At 45.9% G+C, this 18,992-nt stretch carries 16 protein-coding genes; 9 read left to right on the top strand and 7 right to left on the bottom strand.

From position 1 onward, the window contains the following. Positions 1-569: 569 nt before the first annotated feature. Both QUA23_RS06555 and QUA23_RS06560 read left to right on the top strand, forming a co-directional pair. Positions 570-743, top strand: coding sequence for a hypothetical protein (locus tag QUA23_RS06555; RefSeq protein WP_333075206.1), 174 nt, complete (start codon positions 570-572; stop codon positions 741-743). A gap of 78 nt (positions 744-821) precedes the next feature. Next, a complete protein-coding gene (locus QUA23_RS06560) occupies positions 822-1,766 on the top strand; it encodes a hypothetical protein (RefSeq protein WP_333075207.1) in 945 nt (314 codons plus the stop codon). A gap of 144 nt (positions 1,767-1,910) precedes the next feature. Here the strand turns inward: QUA23_RS06560 and QUA23_RS06565 are convergent, their stop codons facing one another. After that, on the bottom strand, positions 1,911-4,064 hold the full coding sequence (locus QUA23_RS06565) for a hypothetical protein (RefSeq protein ID WP_333075209.1): 2,154 nt from the start codon (positions 4,062-4,064) through the stop codon (positions 1,911-1,913). Between the two features lie 128 nt (positions 4,065-4,192). Further along, positions 4,193-5,764: a CHAT domain-containing protein gene (locus QUA23_RS06570; protein WP_333400749.1), complete on the bottom strand. Its 1,572-nt coding sequence runs from the start codon at positions 5,762-5,764 to the stop codon at positions 4,193-4,195. A gap of 250 nt (positions 5,765-6,014) precedes the next feature. On the opposite strand from QUA23_RS06570, the gene QUA23_RS06575 reads away from it, so the two are divergent. The 6 genes from QUA23_RS06575 (at position 6,015) to QUA23_RS06600 (ending at position 12,635) form a co-directional block, all read left to right on the top strand. Next, the gene (locus QUA23_RS06575; protein ID WP_333075212.1) at positions 6,015-6,197 is read left to right on the top strand and encodes a hypothetical protein; all 183 of its coding nucleotides are present in this window, start codon (positions 6,015-6,017) and stop codon (positions 6,195-6,197) included. Between the two features lie 594 nt (positions 6,198-6,791). Beyond that, complete coding sequence (locus QUA23_RS06580; protein ID WP_333075318.1) at positions 6,792-8,744, top strand: FAD-dependent oxidoreductase; 1,953 nt, start codon at positions 6,792-6,794, stop codon at positions 8,742-8,744. A gap of 292 nt (positions 8,745-9,036) precedes the next feature. Next, the gene (locus QUA23_RS06585) at positions 9,037-9,723 is read left to right on the top strand and encodes a methyltransferase domain-containing protein (RefSeq protein WP_333075213.1); all 687 of its coding nucleotides are present in this window, start codon (positions 9,037-9,039) and stop codon (positions 9,721-9,723) included. Further along, positions 9,723-10,793 carry an aromatic ring-hydroxylating dioxygenase subunit alpha gene (locus QUA23_RS06590; RefSeq protein WP_333075215.1) on the top strand — a complete coding sequence of 357 codons (1,071 nt, stop codon included), beginning with the start codon at positions 9,723-9,725 and terminating at the stop codon, positions 10,791-10,793. The genes QUA23_RS06585 and QUA23_RS06590 overlap by 1 nt, the downstream gene beginning before the upstream one ends. Positions 10,794-10,952: 159 nt before the next feature. Continuing rightward, positions 10,953-11,459: a DUF262 domain-containing protein gene (locus QUA23_RS06595; protein ID WP_333075217.1), complete on the top strand. Its 507-nt coding sequence runs from the start codon at positions 10,953-10,955 to the stop codon at positions 11,457-11,459. A 138-nt stretch (positions 11,460-11,597) separates the two neighbouring features. Then, the gene (locus tag QUA23_RS06600) at positions 11,598-12,635 is read left to right on the top strand and encodes an HNH endonuclease family protein (protein WP_333075219.1); all 1,038 of its coding nucleotides are present in this window, start codon (positions 11,598-11,600) and stop codon (positions 12,633-12,635) included. A 101-nt stretch (positions 12,636-12,736) separates the two neighbouring features. Here the strand turns inward: QUA23_RS06600 and QUA23_RS06605 are convergent, their stop codons facing one another. Then, positions 12,737-13,210 (bottom strand): hypothetical protein, encoded by a 474-nt coding sequence (locus QUA23_RS06605; protein ID WP_333075221.1) that lies wholly within the window; start codon positions 13,208-13,210, stop codon positions 12,737-12,739. Positions 13,211-13,674: 464 nt separating this feature from the next. Here QUA23_RS06605 and QUA23_RS06610 point away from each other — a divergent pair, with 464 nt between their 5' ends. After that, the gene (locus tag QUA23_RS06610) at positions 13,675-14,070 is read left to right on the top strand and encodes a transcriptional regulator (protein ID WP_333075223.1); all 396 of its coding nucleotides are present in this window, start codon (positions 13,675-13,677) and stop codon (positions 14,068-14,070) included. Positions 14,071-14,086: 16 nt separating this feature from the next. On the opposite strand, the gene coaBC is transcribed toward QUA23_RS06610, so the two are convergent. The 4 genes from coaBC to QUA23_RS06630 form a co-directional block, all read right to left on the bottom strand. Then, positions 14,087-15,286: a bifunctional phosphopantothenoylcysteine decarboxylase/phosphopantothenate--cysteine ligase CoaBC gene (gene coaBC, locus QUA23_RS06615; protein ID WP_333075225.1), complete on the bottom strand. Its 1,200-nt coding sequence runs from the start codon at positions 15,284-15,286 to the stop codon at positions 14,087-14,089. A 291-nt stretch (positions 15,287-15,577) separates the two neighbouring features. Next, the gene (gene isiD, locus QUA23_RS06620) at positions 15,578-15,790 is read right to left on the bottom strand and encodes a protein IsiD (RefSeq protein ID WP_006632739.1); all 213 of its coding nucleotides are present in this window, start codon (positions 15,788-15,790) and stop codon (positions 15,578-15,580) included. 45 nt (positions 15,791-15,835) lie between these two features. After that, positions 15,836-16,459 (bottom strand): alpha/beta hydrolase, encoded by a 624-nt coding sequence (locus QUA23_RS06625; RefSeq protein WP_333075226.1) that lies wholly within the window; start codon positions 16,457-16,459, stop codon positions 15,836-15,838. A gap of 366 nt (positions 16,460-16,825) precedes the next feature. Next, positions 16,826-18,934 carry a CHASE domain-containing protein gene (locus QUA23_RS06630; protein ID WP_333400751.1) on the bottom strand — a complete coding sequence of 703 codons (2,109 nt, stop codon included), beginning with the start codon at positions 18,932-18,934 and terminating at the stop codon, positions 16,826-16,828. Positions 18,935-18,992 lie beyond the last annotated feature (58 nt).

Here is an 18,992-nt window from a genome sequence, read left to right on the forward strand (position 1 = left end):
AGGCATCAATTCAGGTCAAGCCCACATTACATTACAGTTGATTATACCATCTCGTGCTAATTTCATCTCTCGATCGCCCGACTTGCTTGAGTTGCTCTGCGGGCGATCGACTACTGGTTCTATGGGCTCGACCACAATCTGCCTCTAACTGACAACTGCCCAGAGTCCTCGGTTACGCCAGACTTAACAGACAGTTATTAGGTAGGATTGTGGCTGCTTGTCGCATCCCTTATACAGCTTTATATCCTATAATGTCAAGCTTTTTAACCTAACTTTAAACCTCGCGACCCGGCAGGGGCTATTTTCCCGCCATGAGTGGGGAACTGAAACTTAAAGGCTGGTAGATAGACCCGATCTAAACCAAAGTTCAGGCTTGACCAATTTGGTTTTTTTGATGCCCGCTGCCGTCGGGACTTGCCAGGACGATCGCCTTTTTTGAGACTAACCGTCGGCGGGTTTAATTTCCCGCTATTTTAACACAACTTTGTTGTTGTTTGAGTACGACTGCAACTGGTGGTGCTTGACCCGCTGTTGGCCCAGGGAAAGCTCACTTGCTTGACAGACCAACTATGCCCAAGATTCCTAGCGGTTTTAACGATGTTTTTACCTACGGACGATCGCAGGAGTTTAGTGTTAAGCTGGCGAAAATGCAGAAGTCTAAAATAGAGCTGCTGTCAGAACAAAAAAACCAAACGCTGGGGGTGAGCAAGTTATACCATTTTCGCTTAAAGAAGTGGGAGTAACTGATGACATCAATGTTTGGAGCTTGCCTACACTTGGATGATTTTGGGTAACTGGTATTAGTGAAAAAGTGAGGTTTTATGGAAGATTTTGGTGTTATTATTGCTTGTTGCGACCAAGATTATTTGTTTGCAAAGGGTTGCTGTGCTAGCATCCGATATTTCCTGGGAGATGTTCCCATCTGCCTGTTGATTGACGGTACGTTTTCCGTGAGTCCTCTAGAAAAAGTTTACGGAGTGCGCGTCATTAATCACGATACCGTCTCTGAGCCACTTCTGAGAGAAAGAAGCTTTGGTTGGGGAAAAAGTCATATGATTCCCTTTTGGGAAAGTCCGTGGCAAAATTTTCTCGTGATGGATGCAGATACAATTATTTGGGGAGATGTCCTCAAATTGGCTAATTTTCAAGACTTCGACTTTATTATTGACCAGCCTTGTAACGATTACTCAGATGCGGATATCACGGAATTTTTCTTTGACATTCCGGGAGTCGAAAAGTATTTTCCAGATTTTCGTTGGCAAGACTATCGCTCTCGCTATGTCTGTCCAGGCACATTCTTTGGGAAGCGAGGTGTTTTTAGCTTAGAGGAGTATAGAAAGATTCTGGATTTTAATGATGAACATCCAGAGATATTTAAGTATGGAGACATGGGCTTTTTTAACCTGATGGTCTTCCGCGCGGCTCAAGAGGGCAAACTGCGGGTGCAGAATGTGGATATGCAGTTGTTGGTGCCGGATTTTGACCAGGATTTGCTCAGAAAGCGGTTTCCGGTTGAGTCAAGGGGGCCTGCGGGCGATCCAACTCAGGCGACGGTCATTCACTGGTGCGGGCCGAAGCCAACTTTATCGAGTGGGAAAGTTTACTCGGAACCGATGAATTTTTGTCGCCGCAAGTGTCAGGAGGATGTTTGGAACCGCACGGGTTTGGCGGCCGAGATGTCGCTGCAAGTTGAGGATTTACAGCGATCGATCTACGTGTATAAAAATAAGTTTAAGAAGAAGTTTCGGCAGTTGACTGCTAAGTAGATTCAGAGTTGCGCGCGGGCGAGAAACCGGGAATCTTCCTCGAGTTCTCGCCCCCCAATCCAGATTTTTTAATAGTCTTTTGTCAACAGGCTTTTTTTAACCGCAGATGTCAGCCGATGAACCGGGATGCACGCGGATTTTGGCTTACCCATCAAGGGGTAAAGTTGGCCCGGCTGGGGGCAAAACTTGGCGGTGAACGCTTACTTTGTGGCTTTCCCGCTGAGTTTGCATTTCGACGGCGATCGCCTCAAATTCGACTTCCATGCAGCCGTAGGGAATCTCTAACTCCACACTTGCTCGAACATTTCCCAAGCCGTTAGCTTTAAATTCGGTAATCCAGCGCGGCCCATCAAGAATCAGGTAGGTTTGTCGATCGTACACCCAAACTTTCACATAAATCCGGGGCATTAATTCCGGCAGTTGCACTTGCACTTTTACAGCCTGGCCCGCGAGGATTTCGGCGCGCGGCAATTCCAAAATGGGCATCGGTACTAACTCGTCTTCTGGCAAAACGTAGGGAGTCGGGGGAGTTACTTCTGCTGCGACAGTTGTGGTTTTTTGACCAACTTTTTTCGGTTGCGGGGGTTCGTCAAAAACCACAAATTCTCTGGCTTCTGGGCTAGTGGATTTGGGGTCGGAAATTGTTGCGCTGGTTTCTGGTTGCTGCTGGGTTGCGCTGCTTTCTTCCACAACGGCAATTTCGTCGCTGCTATTTGCGGGGGCTGTTGGAGTTGGTGACAGGGTGGTTGCTTTGAGCCAGTCGGGGGATTCGCCGTTGCTGGCTAAGGAACTCAGTCGCGACCAAAATCGCCTTTCGACGTTTAAGGTTTGAAATGCCTGTTTTGTGGGTGCTGGCTGGGTTTCTGGGGCTTTTTTTTCTAATTCGACGTTGTTTTCTGGCTTTTGGTCGATCGCTCCGGTTTCCGCTGTTTGAGGGGGAGTTGGGATGTCTGAGGGTTTGGTTTGTAGGTCGATCGACTCTGCGGCTGTGCGAGGCGAATTGGAGATTTCCGACAGCAATTGCGATCGGCTGCTGTCGGGTAGTTTGTTACCGAATGCGGGCAGTTCTAGACCGCCTGCACTTGGGGTGTGACGCGAAGCCAGTAGAGGGGGTAGGGCTTCCTTGCTTGGGGATTCGGCGGGGGATGGAGGGTCTAAGGATTTTTCTACTAGCTTGAGGAAGGATATATTTTTGGCGCTTCCAGGCTGTTTTGATGCTGTTGGGGAGGGTTCGGCTTGATGCTTTTCTTCGATGAAATTGTCTTTAATTTCCTGTAGAAGGTGCTCTAAACGAGCTGTAATTGTGAATAGTTTGGTGGCTAGGGTGACGTCGCCGCTGCTAAGAATTGCTTCTCCTAAAATGAGGCGACTTTTGCATTCGGTTGGGATGTAGGTGACGCAGGCAAAGATGCAGGGGGGAACTTGTTCTGGCATTGGCTGCTGGATTTCTGCGAGAATTTTTGAGGTTTGGGGGTCGCGCAGGTAAATTTGCAGTTGTGCTGAACCGATGAGTTGTTTGAGTTCTAGCGCTTCGGATTCGGGGATGAGAGTTGCTGTTTTTCTGCTTTGCTGGGGGGGTTGGGGAATGCCGATTTTACCGGAAATGATTAAGGGGCGACCGAGTTGGGTGACGAAGGTTTCTCGATCGAGGACGAGTTCGAGTTTGACGCCCGGTTTGGGTTCGGGGGTTTGGGGAATTGGGAATTGGTAAATTTTGGTTTGCTGGGGTGCTGAATCGGCTGCTGCGATTTGGGTTGGTGCGGGGCGATCGATAGGTGCTGCAATTTGTGGGGCTGCGCGATCGACCGGTGCTGCAATTTGTGGGGCTGCGCGATCGACCGGTGCTGCAATTTGTGAGGCTGCGCGATCGACCGGTGCTGCGATTTGTGGCGCTGCGGTGGAAGCAGCAGGTTCGGTTTGGTCGATCGGCGGTAGGGGTTCGGAGGTTTCAGATTCTGCGGGCAATACTTCCAACTGAACGCCGTACTGCCAAGGTTTTAATGGTGTTGCCTTGGGATCTGGCAAGCAGGAGAGTTCCCACAGTCCGGGTTTGAGCCTGGTGTAGGGAATGATCACGACTAATCCTTCGGGGTTGGTGCGGGCCGATCGGCTTTGGACTTTCCGCTGCGCCCCTGGGTCGAAGGAGGTATGGGTAACGCGAATTTCGATGTCGGTGTTGGGGTGCTGAATGCGAGCAACAACACGGTATTTACCTTCTAGAATTTCCACGTCGGAGGTTTCTAGGGGCAACCAGGCGCGATCGCCTTCTTTTTGTAGCAAAAATTCTAATTTTTTCATTTTAGTTTCCCCTTGAAGGCTCCCGCTTGATTCGTCACAGCTTGGCAGCGGGCTGTTGAGCGACAGCTACAGGCATTGAATTACTTTATGTTTTATAGCCTATCATCACTCTCGGTCAAGAGGCCCACTTACCAAGGACTGCCGATAATGCTGAAAGCTGCCCAGTAGTAAGGATGGGACAAATCTTTGCTGTCGAGTTTCGAGATAGACGGGGGCAAGGGAGTTTCGCCCCGGGAACTTCGCAGTTGACCGCGTTCGATCGTCACTTTGCCTTCGATCGCACCAATTTGTGCTTGCCTGAGAGCTTCAGCTTTAATGATTGGAGGGTCTTGTGGTCTGCTGATTTTTAACTGCTGGTAAAACTCTGTCATCAGGGCGAGGGTCCCCGCATCGCTGACGTACCACAGGCTGGCGAGGGCTGATTTTGCTCCCGATTGCAGCGCTAAACCTGCAAATCCGAGTTCTGCTTCTTTGTCTCCCAAGGCGGTTCTACAGGCGCTTAATACTAACAGTTCAAGAGGGGGATTGTTCCATTTTAACTCTCTCATTTGATCTAGTCTAAGTTGCGTGTCCCAAAATTGAATGTAGGAGTTATTTGGGGTTCCGGGGCGGAATTCGGCGTGGGTTGCAAGGTGGATGATTCCGTATTTTTGTTGCAGTCGCTGGGATTGCAAGTTTACTATGGTGAAGTCTTGGTTGAGAAAGGATTGACCGGGCCACTGTCGGGCGATCGCGCCCAATTCTAACGGCACTGCTGGTAGCGGTTCTTTGTTCGCCGTTTCTGCGAAATCTGATGCGCCCATTGCTAGAACTTGCACGTTTCTGAGGTCGGTGTAATTGCTGTCTGTGAGTTTGAATGCGGGGATGCGGGCAAGGCTGTATTTTTGGATCAGAAATTGCTGTCCGTCGTGCATTGCTGCTAGGGGTACGGTTCGCAAACCTTCGCCGACGCAGAACAGCAAGGTTTCAATTTTTGCTGTTTGCAAATCTGTTTCTAGGGGTGCAACTATCCATTTGTAGAGTTGTTGGGCTGGTTCTAGATAGGTGGTGGTGTTGAGTTTTACGGGGTTGGTGATTTCGCTGCTGAATTCTTTGACTACTGAGAGCAGTTTTTCTTGTTTGGCTTCCGGGACGCTGCGGTGAATAGGCGGGCGATCGGGCAATATTAAGATTAATTCTAGTTGGTCGGTGCGGGGGATAGCGTAAATTAAAGCAGGTTTTTTCTTTGTTTGAACTGCTAGGCGGGAGAGAGTTTTTGATATTGCTTCGGCGGTTTTTGCACGGGTTCCAAAGTCTTGTTCAAAGTATGTTTGATAGTCTTCTTCCCAGCTTTCTTCGATTCTGGTTACGGCTTCGGTGAGGTTGCCCCGATCGAGTAAATTTCTCATTTCTTGCCCGTTAAGCCCGCCCTGGCCTGTGTTTTGGGCAATTGTAGCGAGGTTCGCGGTACTCCAGCAGAAAAATATTGCTATCAAACAGTAAAAAATAGCTTTTTTAATTTTTTTCTGAGTCGTGTGTTTTTGGCGTTGCTGCTGGGATTGGTAGTGCATGATTTTGGGGCGGTTAAGGGCGCCGTTGGCGGCAGCAGTTGGCAAAAATTGGGATGTGGGTGGGAATTTTGACTGTGCTGGCGATCGCCGCACGATTATAGCATTCAAGACCAACCGCAAATATCTACCGTAGGGTGTGGGCACCAGCACTAACTGAGTGCCCGCACCAAGAAATTTGCGATTTATGTAAAAGTTTGTAAATTATGCAGGGGTTTTGCATAAACAAGACTTACACAAAAACCCGGTTTCTTCAAGTAAGTCCTGTTTTTTACCTAGCAGCCAAGTGCATTTAACTGAGATGTTGCACCATTCTCAATAATCCTTTTATGAACAGACTTTCCCGCCTGTTCCACAAAAAATTGATATCTTGTGGAATGGGCCCCAGAGCCCGTTCTTAAGAATGGTGCAAGATGTGAGTTTAACCGGCATTACCTCTACGGGCGTCTTTGACTTTTTGCGGCACATCCGCACTTCTCAAGTTGAATCGGGTTTGCTCTTGTTTTTGAATGAGGAATATCATGAACCGATCGACCCTATATTGAGTGATTTCAGTAGATATATTCTCTGTATTTACTGGTTTTAACATAGTTAAGTCTTTTCGCGCCAACTTACTTAAACATCGACTGATTAATTGTTTAGCCTCGGAGATATTTCCAGTTATTTCGTACAATTAGTCGAGACTGCCTTTTGCCTAAGATTTTGCCTGAAAATCTCTTAGTTTTTTAGCATCATTGGCGGCGGTTGCCAAGAGTTGAGCAACATAAATAAAAACACTTAATTATTTAGAGGATTTTACGCTCTGGGGTCGATCGCTTTTTCCTTTTTGATTCTTGGTTCTCTGCTAGATAACTAAAGCCTGCCTCCTTCCACTATACATTGTGTGCGATCGCACTTGACCGAAAGCATCCAGGATACAAGCCCCCGGATTCATCCGTGGAGAAATAAAAAACCTGTATCCGATGAAACTTGCCCCCCGAATTTATCCGTGAAGTCAAGGCTTCAATTCTAAAATCTAAAATCTAAAATCTAAAATCTAAAATCTAAAATCGATTGACACGGTGCGATCGCGATCGGACTGAGGAATGTGTCTTAGTATTTCTTCACACATCCTGCTTTCAGTCTATGATATATGCCTTATGGCGTATTTGTGTTTAAAGCCCGTTACCGCGTACCGCTGATGAGTCAATCAACCAATTCACCGCTATCCCAACCAGTTTCTCGACGCACCGCCCTCAAATTCCTCGGAGTTGGTGCCGCCGGCGGGCTGCTGGGCTACTCTCGATTTTCCAAGCCAGAGCCCACCATTTTTGTGCAAGATTCTCTTGACTTGCCACGAATGCTGAATAACCGCAAAACCGTTGCAGTTGTGGGGGCAGGCTTGGCCGGGCTCGCCTGTGCTTACGAACTCTCCCAGCGAGGTTTCGCCGTAACATTGCTCGAAAAATCGCCCCAACTCGGTGGCAAAATTGCTAGTTGGCCGATTCAAGTCGGGAACGAAACTTTTATGATGGAACACGGTTTCCACGGTTTTTTTCCGCAATACTACAACCTCAAAAGTGTGGTTGAAGAACTAGAAATTACTGATAACTTTGTATCTTTAGAATCCTACGCCGTTCTGTTTCGAGACGGCAAATACAAACCCGAAGTTTTTCGTCCCAACCATTCAGCTTTTCCCTGGAATATAGTTGACTTGGGGATATCTTCTCCCAATCGGCTTAAGTGGGGAATCAATCTGACAAAACCCGCTCACTGGCAAGTATTTCGGGAAATCGGCGGTTTTCAGACTCAAAAAAGTTTTGAGAGACTAGACAATATATCCGTTGCCGACTGGGTAAAAGGTGAATTCCCGCGCGGACTTTATGACTTGTATTTTCTGCCTTTTGCCAAATCCAGCCTCAATGCTCCCGACGAATTGAGCGCGGGAGAATTAATGCAATTTTTCCACTTTTACTTTTTCGGAAATCCAGAGGGTTTGGCCTTCAACGGCACGCGGCAAGATATGGGCACGAGTTTGGTGCAGCCTATTGCCAGAGCCATTGAAAGCAAAGGTGGCAAAGTATTGACAGATGTCGCAGTCAGTCAGATTCGCTGGGAAAAGGGTCAGATTGATTCTTTGACTTACCAATCGGGAGACGTGCAAAGTAAAATACCTTTTTGGGTGAAGCGAAATGCACTGTTAACTGACAGCAAATCTACCGAATATTTCGGCGCTGGGGACAGCGTATTTGCCGCGACGCCGTCGGGAAAAGAGGCAATTTCTCTGAGCTGTACTCACCAAGGTTGCACTGTTCAGAAACAGAACGACGGTAAATTTCACTGTCCTTGTCACGGGGCTGTTTTTGATGCCGAAGGACGAGTTGTCAGCGGGCCTGCTCAGCGGGATTTGCCTCGATTTAAGGTAGTCGATGAAAAAGCAGATGAAATACAGTTAACAGCAGTGGTTAACCAATCGCAGCCTCCAAATTTGGGAGAAACATTGAAGGCTGATTACTATGTTTTTGCGGCTGATGTTCCGGGGATGCAGCATTTGTTTAGTTTGGCTAGCGGTGAAGTGAATCCGCAAGTGTACAGCCGGATCGAGAGCTTGAAAATAGCCGATCCGTTTGCGGTGGGCCGTTTTTGGTTCGATCGCGAATTTCCATGGGAACACAGCAATTTCAGTTCGCTTTCCGGCTACAAACTGACTGACAGCATTACGCTTTACCACCGAATTCAGGATCAGTTCATCGAGTGGAATCAGAAAACTGGCGGTAGTGTAGTGGAACTGCACGCTTATTGTTACAAGGAGAAGGAATTTTCGAACCAGGAAGTTTTACTGGCTACTTTTGAGCAAGAATTGTACGAAATTGTACCGGAATTAAAAGAGGCAAATATCCTGCACCGGGAATTGGTAAATCAAAAGAATTTCTCTGGATACCCGCCCGGTAGCTATGCAGAACGACCAGAAACTTGCTGCGATGTTCCCAATCTTTTGTTTGCGGGAGATTGGGTAAAAATGCCGTTTCCTTGCGGTTTAATGGAAAGGGCTGTTAGCAGCGGTTTGTTGGCAGCTAATGCTATTTTATATCAGGAGGGTTTGCAGAGGCGATCGCTCTTGACGGTAAATCCCGAAGGCGTGTTAAAAATCTAAGGTTGGCAGCGGGGGCGGGTTTTATAAATCATCAATTATCGGCTGCTCTCCTCGGTGAAACCCGCCCCCAGCCATAGGATTTTAGATTTTAGATTTTACGCAATGAGAATGACTGATTTAATAAGGGCTTGGAGGTTTCCTACAGTTATATTCTTTTGTTAAAATCAGTTATGGTTTGTGGGTGTGGTTTACCTAAAGAGAAAAGGCAGAGCTTGCGAACAAAAAAATATCTGCGTTGAGGGGGGTGGATATACGGTTAAAATATTATTGAATGAGTATAAAGCAATAATAGATGCTGAAGAGTAACTGCAAAATTCGCAATAAATCTGTAATGTTTGATGCTTTTGCAACAGAATACGATTTCGTCGCCACCTTGCAAAGCCAGAACGATTTCTTTACTAAAAATCTATCGACAAGCAAAGGTGCAGTATTAGATATTGGCTGCGGTTCGGGAATTCTTGCTTTTGAATTAGCCCAGTATTACGATAATGTTGTCGCCGTCGATTTGTCAGCAAAAATGCTGGACATCGCCCGTCAAAAACGCTCAGCACCAAATATCGAATACATCCAAATGGATGCTAGTCAATTAGCACTCGATCGCAAATTTGATTTAATAGTTAGTGCTACTACTTTTCACCACCTGCCCAACCTCCCTGCCTCCCTCGCTGCAATTAAAAAATTGTTAAATCCGCACGGAAAAATCGTCTTTTTAGATAATATATCGGAAGTCGAAACACCTGCGACAATAGGCTACATATTAGGTGCGGCGAGAGATTTTAGACCCGACTGTTCCACCTACGGATTTCGCAATGCTTTAAGATTATTAAGATTTAGACTGTCGCCAAGTTGGTTGAAACATTTAGCTAGCGACAGGTATTTGTCAGAACGGAGATTTAGAAAAATTTACGGTCGTTGCTTTCCGGGCTGTTATTTTGTAAAATTGGGTTGTTTTATGGGCGTAATTTGGGAACATTTGTAATGCAAAACAACGCGATAAAATCGGTATCTGCAAGGGGAGAAAAAACTCACATCCGCCAGTTAGGCATTAATCTCGATCGCTGGTATGCCATCGCCCGTAGCACCGAGGTGCAAACTCAGCCTGTCGCTGCAAAAATCTGGAATCGGGCGATCGTACTTTTCCGCGACAGTGCAGGTAAAATCAACGCTTTAGAAGATAGATGTCCGCACCGGCAAGTTAAACTCAGCCACGGCAAAGTTAAAGGCGATTTGATCGAATGTGCTTACCACGGATGGCGGTTAAATGCAAGGGGAGAATGCGCCGAAGTCGATTATTTAGCAGAAAATCAAAAGCTACCTAACTGCCAAATTCGCTCCTACCCAATCCAGGAAAAAAACGGCTTTATCTGGCTGTTTCCCGGCGACGAAACCCAAGCCGAAAAAATAGATTTATTGGAATTGCCAGAGTGGGAACATCTAAATTATATTGCCACAGTTTCAGTCATCGACTGTCAGGCACACTATTCATTTTTAATTGAAAACTTGATGGATATGTACCACGGACACTTGCACGATGATTGGCAAGCTTGGGCAAATCCAGTGTTAGATACTTTAGAAGAAAACGAGCATCAAGTAACTGCTCGCTATCAGGCACAAAGTTATTACAAAATAGATAAAATTTGGTCAATTTCTCAGTTGTTTTTTAAATCTCTGCGCCGACTGCACCCGGAACCGCTAGAGGTGAGTTATGTTTACCCGCACTGGGTTTCAACTTTGGGGAGCGACTTTAAGATTTACTGCTTGGTTTGTCCGGTTAGCGAGACAGCAACTCGGGCTTATTTAATTCATTTTACCTCATTAAATGCGTTTTGGCGGCTGCACAAATTGCCTGTATGGTTTCGCAAGTTGATCAAAGATAGTTGTTTCGGTGCTGCTCAAAAGTTATTAGATGGTTTGGTGCGGCAGGATGTGTTAATGATTGAAGAAGAACAGCAGGCTTTTTTGCAGAATTCAGAAAGAAAGAATTATGAATTAAATCGGGCTTTAACCAGCGTGCAAAAGTTGATGAGAAGTCAGGCAGAAAATGGGTAATTCAGGATCGGATTGAAACCTGCGGCGGGACGAATGAAACCAGCCTCCACAGGCTAAGTTGAGAGTTCGCCTTTCCAAGCTTGAGCATGGTATTCTAGCAACAGGGAAAATTGACTTTCGGGAAGCAATTACCAACCACACCTAACACAGGAACCAAGCATGAACCGTGTCAGCATCAAGGGTGAGGAACACCCCATTAAGAAAATCTTTAGCGATGACTTTGTGTTCACCATTCCCCTCTACCAGCGTCCCTATGCTTGGACAAAGGAGGAAGCTGGGGAACTGCTGGAAGACTTGCTAACATTCTTGGGAGAAGGTAACGAGACGATTGATGAACTCAACCCCTACTTTCTAGGCAGCATTGTTTTGATTAAATCGGAGCAACCAGCCGCTGAAATTGTAGATGGTCAGCAACGTCTAACCACGCTCACGATACTACTAGCTGCTCTCAGGGCATCATTGCCAAAAGAACACGCCAATGACTTGACGACTTTTCTATACCAAAAAGGCAGTTTAATTGCGGGTACTCCTAATCGTTACCGTCTGACTTTGCGCGAGCGAGATGCAGACTTTTTCAAGGCATATATTCAAAATGAAGGTGGTATTAACAAGCTCAAGGAATTGAACAGTGCTGAGCTGATGGATAGTCAGAAGCTGATTCAATAAAATGCACATTTATTCTTGCAACGTTTGCAGGCGATAGGCGAACAGTGCTGTATACGCCTTGCCCAGTTCATCATTACTCAGTGCTTCTTGGTAGTGGTTTCTACGCCTGACTTTGACTCTGCATATCGGATATTTTCTGTGTTGAACAATAGGGGATTGGATCTCTCTCTAACTGATATCTTGAAAGCTGACATTATCGGAAAAATACCGGAAAGCCAACAAGAAAAATATACTAAAAAGTGGGAAGATACCGAGGAGGAGCTGGGACGCGACTTATTCAAAGATTTGTTTTCTCATATTCGCATGATTAAGGAAAAGAAAAAACTCAACAAGAGCGTCCTTAAAGATTTTCAGGAAAACATCAATCCTGCGGCTGGGCCTCAGCAATTCATTGATGAAATTTTAGATCCGTATGCTAAGGCTTTTTGGGAAATTCAGAACTTAAGGTATGAAAGCGTTTGGCGTGCAGAAGAAATAAATCAACTCTTTAAATATTTAGACAGAATTGATAATTTCGACTGGATACCACCTGCCATTTTCTACCTATCGCGCAACCGTAATAACCCCGATAATTTGGTGCGTTTCTTTATAGATTTAGACCGCCTAGCTGCAGGTTTAATGATTGTCCGCGCCAATATCAATGAGCGCATTGAACGTTACAGCAAATTGCTTACTGCTATTGAGCAAGAGGAAGATTTATTCAATTCCAATTCACCGCTCCAGTTTACTCCTGAAGAGTCAAACAATATCCTTAGAGTCCTCGATAGTGACCTTTACCTAATTCAAAAAATTCGTCGTTATGTTTTGCTGCGCTTAGATGCTGCTCTGTCAGAAGGTGAAGCATCTTACAACTTCTCCAACATTACTGTCGAGCACGTACTTCCCCAAAATCCAGGGCCTAATAGTGAGTGGATGAAGTCGTTTCCTAGTCAGCAAGAGCGCGAGCAATATGTGCATCGTCTTGGCAACTTAGTTTTGCTATCTTGTGCGAAAAACAGTCTAGCCCAAAATTATGATTTTGAGGTAAAAAAGCAGAAGTATTTCACTACTAAAACGGGCGTTTCACCCTTTGTGCTTACTACCCAAGTGCTGCGGGAACAGGAATGGACGCCAGAAGTAATCGCTCGACGACAGAAAGAGCTGATTAATGTTCTCAAGAATCTTTGGCGCTTATAGGATAATTGAATTTGATATCCAATTCCTATTATCTGTCCATCAGCACAAAACCATCTGCGTCCATCTGCGGTCAAAAAAAGCTAAATCCCGCAGCAAAAACCTTACTTTTTAGGCCGCTGCTGCTGGTAAACGCTGACAACCTTATCCGCATAAGTAGCAGTTGCGCCACTTTTGCAAGCTGCGGAGTCCCCTGTCATCCACCAGCAAGCGGCGCGGCGTACAGCGGTTAATTCATTGTTGCTGCTAGCTTTGTATTCGTCGCGCAGCAAATCGCCCACGATACAGGTAACAATTGATTTTGCTTTTGTCGCGTCGGCTTCAAATTGTTGGGGTGTTAAATCTTGTTTGGTACAGAATTTTGCCCAGCGGGAAATATTGCCAGGTAAAACTTGCCACTGACTGTACATTCCGTCATTTGCAGTTTGTGGCGGTGCGGCTTGTCGCATTGCTTCTACAAGGGCGGAAACTTGCGCGTCGGTGACTGATTGCGCTGCTGCTGGAAGTGATTGCAATCCGAGGCTAATTATCAGGCTGCCGAATAGTAGATTGGTTGTTGCGATCGATTTACAATTCATTCACAATGCCCTGTTTGATTTAAACTTTGTTTCCTCAAACAAGGTTTACTATTTTGTCGAGCAAATGCCTCTGTCTTAAGTATGATTTGTCCACTTAATGCACTGTCGATCGCCCTTTCTATAGAAATTGTTAATCAAGTACGATAAAATCATCGAAGTACAACCCAGGGAAATTCGACCTTACACTACAGCAGTGGGTAGGGCACTATTCAGCCAGTGGCTTGATGCCCTCCGCGGAATGTTAGAGTTAGAATCAAATCTAGGCTTGACCGAAGTTGAGCAAGGTAATCTCGGAGATTTCAACTCAGCGGGACAATGAGTTTTTGAACTCAGAATTAATTATGGCCCGCGCTACCGCCTCTACTTCGGCCAAGTCGGCTTGACAATTGTGGTAATCCTCATTGCTGGGGATAAAAGCACCCAAGAATATAACATTCGATAAGCTATAAAATACTGGACAGATTATGAAAAACGTGAAAGCACCGACAAGTGATAGCGACCGCGAGTACCTAATTGAATCTCTCCACGAGCCGGAAGAAGCTGCTGGTTTTATCGGCGCTATTTTGGAAGAAAAAAACCCTGAACCCGCCCTTTTGAGAAATGCCATCCAAAAGGTGATTGAGGCTCGAATCAAGATGAATACTCTTTCGGAGTCAGCAAAACAGCATCACGAAAAACTCGACAAGATGCTGAGTGAAAGTGAAGGTTCGGAAATCTATAGTTTGGTAGAATTGCTCGAAGCATTAGGATTTAAACTAGAAATTACTGTCGCAGAGACTGAGTTGTCGGCTGACTCGGAATCAACAGATTGTGGGGAATCAGAATTATCGCCCGAACCAGTAGTAATTAATCCCAGTTAATGAGTAAATCGCGCCCTCACCCGTTCATCACAAAATCTAACAATCGGTGAGCCATTTCTAGCTTGCTGCAAGGTGCTATTTCTACTTGCTTGCCGGCGGCATTAATTAATATTGCTTGATTGGTATTGCTGCCGAAACCGGCACCTATTTGATCGATCGGGTTTGCGGCAATTACATCCAGTTTCTTTGTCCGCAATTTCTCCAAAGCTGGCTTGACAATATCGCCAGTTTGTGCTGCAAACCCGATTAATTTTTGGTGCGGCTGTTTCAAAATTCCCAACTCTGCCACAATATCGGCTACTGGTGCCAACGGTAAACAATTCGGGAGCGATCGCTTCGGCAATTTCTCACTACTGTACTCAGCCGGCTTCACATCCGCTACCGCCGCAGCCATCACCGTCAAATCCGCTTCGTGAAAGCATTGCAGCATCGCCTGCCGCATTTCTTGTGCACTCGTAACTGCGATCGCCCGCACACCTGAGAGCGGCAATTCGCCAGTTATACTGTGTACCAGCGTCACTGTCGCGCCGCGGTGCTGTGCAGCTTGCGCCAAAGCTATACCCATTTTGCCAGTGGAAGGATTGCCGATAAACCGCACCGGATCGAGGTGTTCCCGCGTTCCTCCCGCACTGATCAACACCCGAATGCCCGCTAAATCTCGATCGCCCTTCGCATACAACAGCGATTCAATATGAGGCAAAATCTCATAAGGTTCTGCCATGCGGCCGACACCCGCGCGATCGCACGCCAGCATACCCGCCCCCGGATTCGCAGCATGATAGCGCCGATAACTCAATACTTCCCGCCAATTCCGCTGCACCGCCGGCTGTTCCCACATATCCGTATTCATCGCCGGTGCCAGCAAAATAGGGCAAGTAGAAGCTAAGACAGTATTAGTCAACAAATTATCAGCAAAACCCCCCGCCAACTTAGCCAAAGTATTAGCTGTCAAAGGAGCAATCACAAAAACTTCCGCCCATTCTCCCAGTTGAATGTGCAGGGGGCGGCCGTGACTTGGTTGCCAAAAATCTTTGTCCGTAAAAGCAGGATGGCGGCACAGAGTAGCAAAAGTCAAAGGCGTTACAAACTCCCCTGCCGCATCAGTAAGAATAACTTTAACTTCCGCTCCAGCTTTCGCTAAAGTTGAAACTACTTCGCAAACTTTGTAAGCCGCAATCCCGCCAGTAACGCCGATTAAAATTCGTCTGCCTTTCATGATTTTTGGTAATACAGCAACCTTCGAGGTTATGAGAACTTGATGAATTCCTGAAACCAGTGCGAAGAATTGCCCGATCGCATCTCCTCATTCTTTCTTCCTTCTTCCTTCTTCCTCATTCTTTCTTCCTTCTTCCTTCTTCCTTCTTCCTTCAGCCATAAAAAAGAATCAAGAAAGAAATTAAGATAAAAACAGGCTAAAATCCCTAATTCATCTGTTTAATCCGCAACAAAATATGCTGCTAACTTCTTTCTCAATTCCGTCGAAATTTTTGAGCTAGATTTTTTAAGTCTATGCTTCGTCGTAGGCTTCCATATCCAGAAGGTGGAGATAAGGTTCAACCAGTTCCGGCCGCTGAAAGGCAAGCGATCGCAACAAATGCCAATCATTCAATCCCTCAAAAGGATCTGTATAATCGTCAACTTCCAAACGGACAGCCAATTCTGCCACGTCCTGAGAAGTAAGTACAGCAATATCGCGCGATGCTTTGGTTAAAGTTTTCATTTTTTTCCCCTGCCCGAGACTTCCGCCATACTATATACTAAACCTTTAATCAGATTTCGACACAGTTTCTACAACAAAACTTCGCATTACATCTATAACTTCCGGCAGAATCTCGTGTCCCATGTTAAATTCTTGATACTGCACCGCAGCTCCCCAAGCCGTCAAACTCTCGCGCGATCGCACAGCAGCACTAACAGGCACAATAGTATCTTGAGTACCGTGCACGATTAAAACAGGTGGCAAAGCACTCCCAGCAACTGGCGAAATCGGATGTAAATAACCGCTCAGACAAATTAAGCCGGCTACGGGCAAAGTCAATCCCACATCTAGAGTCATCGCTCCGCCTTGAGAAAAGCCACCTAAAATCGTGCGAGACAAAGGCACGCCCGTGCTGCTTTCCAAAGACAGCAAAAATTCCCTCAGCAATTGCCGGCTTTCTACCAATCCCTGAGCGTCTTTGCTTTGAAGGTTATACCACGCTTTGCCGCTGCTTACTTGCGGATGGGGAAAGGGGGCATCGGGAAACACAAACTGATAATCCGGCAAATTGAAAGCTGGTGCTAAGGGAGTCAAATCCCGAGCATTAGCACCCCATCCATGCAAAGCGACAATTAAAGCGACAGGTTTGCGATCGGTTGTGGGCGGAATGCTAATAGATTGTAAAGACATCGTAGTTAATAATTGGTAATCTGGCCTTGCTACAATTATAAATTGTCACGACGGGTAAAACCCCATATATTTGTTTTCGGCAATATTTCACTGGAAATTAGCACGCGCTTGCCAATAACTATAACAGTTAACAGTTAACAGTTGAAAATAGAGTGCGAAATCCGCACCTTTCCCAATTAGAGTGCGGATACTTCACCTTTTCTAAACAGGAATTAGGGAGCATCTCGTATTTGTAAAAACACTTTTTCTGGCTCCTTCCTTCTTCCTCCTTTCTTCTTCCTCTTTCCTCCTGCCTCCTGCCTCCTGCCTCCAAACTCCAATTTCTAGCTGGGCTGCTTTCCTTGAGATGCTCCCAGTAAGACTCAGCTAGAAGCGAGATTTCTCCCGCTCATTCCAACTAACACCTACCGCAGGTGAAACCTGAGAAACAGATTGCTCGGACTGTTGCCGCACCGGCACCTCAATCCAGAATTCAGTTCCCTCTCCCGGAGCCGATACGCACCTGAGCGAACCTTGATGTTTGTCCACTATTTGATAGCCGATCGACAATCCCAAGCCAGTACCTTTGCCTACAGGCTTGGTAGTGAAAAACGGCTCAAACAAACGTTTTTTGACATTTTCCGTCATGCCCGTTCCATTGTCAGAGATTCGCACGCATACATAATTAGAACTTAAAAGTTCAGTGCGAATCCGAATTGTAGGTAAAAATGGCGAATTTGAAAAACTTGGCCCCAGCAGCTTTTTTTGATTTTGTGCGTCATATAAAACATCAATAGCATTTATCAAAATATTCATAAATACCTGATTTAATTGTCCCGCTAAACACTCCACTAAGGGCAAATTTCCGTATTCTTTGATGACTTGAATGCCCGGAAAATTAGCTTGGGGTTTCAGCCGACTATCCAAAATCATCAAGGTGCTGTCAATGCCTTGGTGAATGTCAACAGACTTCATTTCAGCTTCATCCAATCGCGAAAAATTCCGCAGAGAAAGCACGATCTGGCGGATGCGTTCAGCTCCCAAATTCATAGATTTTAGGATTTTAGGCAAGTCTTCAATGATAAACTCCAATTCGATCTCTTTTTGTTTGGCTTGCACTTCTGGCGTTGGGTTCGGATATTGCTGCTGGTATATTTCCACAAGTTCCAGCAAGTTTCGAGTATATTCGCCTGTATGGATCAGGTTCCCAGAGATGAAGTTGACAGGATTGTTAATTTCGTGGGCAACTCCAGCCACCAACTGTCCCAAGCTGGACATTTTTTCAGTTTGGATTAGTTTAAATTGAGTTTCCTGCTTTTTTAGTGCTGTTTCTAGTTCAGCCGTGCGCTCTTTTAGTTGAATTGTGCGATCGTACACTTGCTGTTCTACTTTGGCGGTACGTTCTAGAGACATCAACAGGTAAATCGTCAAGCTGCCAGCCATCAATAGCCCGATCGCACAAATAGCCAGGGAACCCTGATGCGTCATCAGACCGTTGTACTCCTTCCCGGGCAAAACTAGCAGCATCCACTGGCGGTCTGCTACGTTCAATAAGCGAGTGCAAGCACTAGGATTTTGACAGATTTTCCCCCGAACATTAGTTAACTCTGGCTTTTCTAGTTTTGGGTTATCTATCAACTGCTTAGCTTGTGAGTCGTAGCGCACCAGAAAGCGTTCTTTCTCTATAGCAGAGTTATCATAGAGGTAAAAATTAATGTTGTCTAAATTTAGCGATTCTAAAGAGGAATCGACCATATGGGTGATTTGAAACAGACCCCCAATAACTCCCATGAGATTTTCGCGGTTCTTGACCGAGTTATCTAGAGAAGTTGTGCGACGGGGTACTGGCAGAAATACTTGCAATCCCGGTCGATCGTTGGTGACTAATGTAATCCGAGCGGAAGCAGCTATTTTCCCGGTATTCACCGACTTCTCTAAAGCTGCTTTGCGCTCGGGGCTGGAGGCAACATCAAAACCGATCGCTTTGTTATCTTCTTCTAGTGCTTCTCTGTAAATAATTGGAAAGTATTCCGATCGCACTTTTGCTTCGATCGGCTTTTGGTCACGAGTTCGCTCGTAAATTTGAAATGCCGGAAAACCTTCGGCTCGAATTGCGGCTTCGTAAGCTGCTTTTTGGGCAGCAGGCACGCGCACACTCCAGTTAACAGAATAGATGGCAGAATGTCGGGAAAGTGCAGGTTGAAGGAATTGCTTAAAATCTTGTCTGCTAACTTCAGTAGATGCGTTGTAGAATGCTTGAAGTGAGTAAAGAACTTCTAAATTGTTATTGATGCTTTGCTGCAAAGTCACATTCAGGCGATCGGCTTGCTCATCAAATTGAACTTGCATTCGTTGGTTTTCCGAATGCCACACAAGGGCGGAGGCTGCCAATGACAAGCTCGTACCTATCCAAAGAGTAAGCGCTGGTGGAATGTACCGACGGTGCGACAGTAAACTTTCCGTCAGCGAATTAAACCAATGACTCCCAACATTCATATTTCCACACCTTCTGCCACCGGAGTGCAATTAGTTTAAAGACTGGTGAAATTCCTTG

This window comes from Microcoleus sp. Pol1C5 (assembly GCF_036701115.1).
Classification (GTDB): domain Bacteria; phylum Cyanobacteriota; class Cyanobacteriia; order Cyanobacteriales; family Microcoleaceae; genus Microcoleus.